The following is a 2,755-nucleotide window of genomic DNA, read 5'->3' on the forward strand; positions in this document are numbered from 1 at the left end:
CGGCAGCACATGGCGTTGCCCCTTCCCGAACAGGATTTCACGCGGCAACCGCAGGGCGGCGAAGAGGGTCATGATTGGTCCTTTGACGGCTGCTGACTGGAAACGGAGGCATTGAACTCGGTCTGGATCGGACGGTTTAAGAGTGTGTCTCTCGCACTTAAAAGATATCCGCTTTAAAATCGTATAGGATATAGGATTGCATCCGCGGAACCATCGTGTTAGCAGTCCTCACTGTCAAGAGGCAAAATATGCAGACCGCAAACTTACCCGACCCAAGCGACGCCAGCATTGGAGCTGGTCGCATCCAGCGCGCCAACAGTCTCGTCGAAGATGTCTATGAAGCCATCTTCGCGCAGTTGATGGCGCTGAAGATTCCCCCCGGCTCGCGCATCACAGTCGACAGCTTGGTCAAGGAATTCAACGTCTCGCACACGCCGATCCGGGAAGCCCTCGGACGGCTCGAAGGCGAAGGCCTGGTGCTCAAGACGCATCTGATCGGTTATCGTGCCGCGCCCCAGATCACCCGGCGCCGTTTCGACGAATTATACGAGATGCGTCTGCTGCTCGAGCCGCATGGCGCCGCAAAGGCCGCCGCAACGATGGACGACGCCAAGCTCGATCTGTTGCTCGAAGCTGCCGGCGTGATGTCACGCCGCGAAGGCAAGGATGATCGCGTGCGCTATTCGAATTTCGCCAGGCAGGATGCGATCTTCCACGACAAGATCATGGAGTTTTCTCAAAACGAACTCATCCGCGAGACGTTGAGCCACCAGCACACGCACTTCCACATCTTCCGCCTGATGTTCCATGCACGCGTGACCGAGGAGGCGCTTGACGAACACGAGGCGATCCTTGCCGCGTTCGGCTCGGCCGATCCCGATGCCGCCGAAAAGGCGATGCGCATCCATATAGAGCACTCGCGCGATCGCCTGCTCCCGGCATTCGATTGAGGTCGGAACGGATGTCCATTGCCGCGAATATCGCCGGGGAGGGCGGGAGCACGTTGTCCAGCGATGCGCCTGGTTCGCTTGAACCGGTGCTGCGCGCCCAGGAATTGTCCAAGCAATACGGCCCAGTGACGGTGTTGTCGGACGTCACCCTGGACGTCCTGCCGGGAGAGATCCACGCCATCATTGGCGAGAACGGTGCCGGCAAGTCGACGTTGATGCGGCTGCTGTCCGGCTATGTCGAGCCAAGCCACGGCACGTTGTCGATGAACGGACACGCGGTGAAATTTGCCAAGCCTGCCCAAGCACAGGATGCCGGTATCGCTTTGGTTCATCAGGAGATACTGCTCGCCGAGGGGCTCACGGTCACCGACAATCTGTTTCTCGGGCGAGAGCTTTCGCGTGGCCATGTCGTGGATGACCGCACCATGCGCCGGCTGGCAACCGAGAAACTGGCGCAGATCGGCTGCGCGGTCTCGCCAAGGGCACTGGTGCGCGACGTTTCGCTGGCAGACCGGCAGATGGTGCAGATCGCTCGCGCCCTGCTTGACGACCACAAGGTGGTTATCTTCGACGAGCCGACCGCCGTTCTGACCGGTGGCGAGGTCGAGCGCCTGCTGGAGATCGTCCTGCAACTGAAGGCTCACGGCACCGCCGTGCTCTATATCAGCCACCGGTTGGATGAGGTGCAGCGGGTCGCAGACAAAGTGACCGTTCTGCGCGACGGCAAGATGGTCGGCACCTATCCCGGCAAGACGCTGAGCCAGATGGACATGGCGCGGCTGATGGTCGGGCGCGAACTGGCAGCGCTCTATCCTGAGAGAACCGCAGCGCCTTCGGATGTACCGATGCTGAGCGTGAGGAACGCCTCCGTTCCCGGCTATGTGGAGGACGTGTCGTTCACGGTCCACAAGGGCGAGATCCTGGGGTTCGCCGGTATGGTCGGCGCAGGCCGAACCGAACTCTTCGAGGGCATTATCGGCTTGCGCCCGGCAGTTGCCAAGATCGAACTTGAGGGCAAGTCGGTCCATTTCCAATCGCCGCGCGCGGCGATCGACGCCGGCGTCGGTTACCTGACCGAGGATCGCAAGGGCAAGGGACTGCTGCTGCAAGAGCACCTGGCGCCTAACCTGACGCTGTCGGCGCTCGATGTGTTTCATCCCGGCCTCTCGATGGGTCGGCGCCGCGAAGCGCAAGCCCTGGAACAGGCCGTGGAGACATATGACATCAGGCTGAAGAGCCTCGGCGCCAAAGCGGCCCAGCTTTCCGGGGGCAATCAGCAGAAGCTGCTGCTGGCGAAGGTGCTGCTGACCGATCCTTCGGTGGTCATTATCGACGAGCCCACGCGTGGCATCGACATCGCCAACAAGGCGCAGATCTATGCCTTCATCCAGGAGCTTGTGGCCAAGGGCAAGGCCTGCATCGTCATCTCTTCGGAGATGCAGGAATTGATCGGCATCTGCGACCGCATCCTGGTGATGCGCGAAGGCCGCATCACCGGCGAGGTCAGTGGCGCCGAAATGACCGAAAGCAATGTGGCGGTACTGGCGACCAGTGGCCCCAAGCAAGGGCCAAAAGCCAAGGGAGGCACAAAATGGCTGTCATGAGCGAATCCGCACCCAGGCGTCGCCCCCTCGATCTCAACATCAGTTGGACCGATATCGGGCCTTTTCTTGCGCTGGCAGCTCTGCTGGTGGTCGGTTACCTCATCAACCCCGATTTCCTGTCCGCCACCAACCTCGCCAACGTCATCACCCGCAGCGCCTTCATTGCTATTATCGCGGTCGGCGCGACATTTGTGATCTCGT

Annotated in this window: 3 protein-coding genes and 1 pseudogene; 3 read left to right on the forward strand and 1 reads right to left on the reverse strand. The window is 60.8% G+C overall.

Annotation, left to right across the window (positions count from 1 at the left end):
* Window positions 1-72 (reverse strand): iron-containing alcohol dehydrogenase (locus EN925_RS41550; protein ID WP_164894503.1); only part of this gene is annotated, 72 nt, incomplete at its 3' end.
* 176 nt (window positions 73-248) lie between these two features.
* On the opposite strand from EN925_RS41550, the gene EN925_RS31045 reads away from it, so the two are divergent.
* The 3 genes and pseudogenes from EN925_RS31045 to EN925_RS31055 all read left to right on the forward strand — a co-directional run.
* Window positions 249-950, forward strand: coding sequence for a GntR family transcriptional regulator (locus tag EN925_RS31045; protein WP_013533133.1), 702 nt, complete (start codon window positions 249-251; stop codon window positions 948-950).
* 11 nt (window positions 951-961) lie between these two features.
* On the forward strand, window positions 962-2,554 hold the full coding sequence (locus EN925_RS31050) for a sugar ABC transporter ATP-binding protein (protein ID WP_127367924.1): 1,593 nt from the start codon (window positions 962-964) through the stop codon (window positions 2,552-2,554).
* Window positions 2,551-2,755, forward strand: a pseudogene (locus EN925_RS31055) (ABC transporter permease); the annotation flags it as partial. The gene EN925_RS31050 and the pseudogene EN925_RS31055, both read left to right, overlap by 4 nt.

It is taken from the genome of Mesorhizobium sp. M7A.F.Ca.US.006.04.2.1 (assembly GCF_004022915.1).
In the GTDB taxonomy this organism is placed as follows: domain Bacteria; phylum Pseudomonadota; class Alphaproteobacteria; order Rhizobiales; family Rhizobiaceae; genus Mesorhizobium; species Mesorhizobium ciceri.

Bases quoted from the DNA above. Each gene is read 5' to 3' on its own strand.
- EN925_RS31045 (WP_013533133.1), top strand. From the start codon at position 249: ATGCAGACCGCAAACTTACCCGACCCAAGCGACGCCAGCATTGGAGCT.
- EN925_RS31050 (WP_127367924.1), top strand. From the start codon at position 962: ATGTCCATTGCCGCGAATATCGCCGGGGAGGGCGGGAGCACGTTGTCC.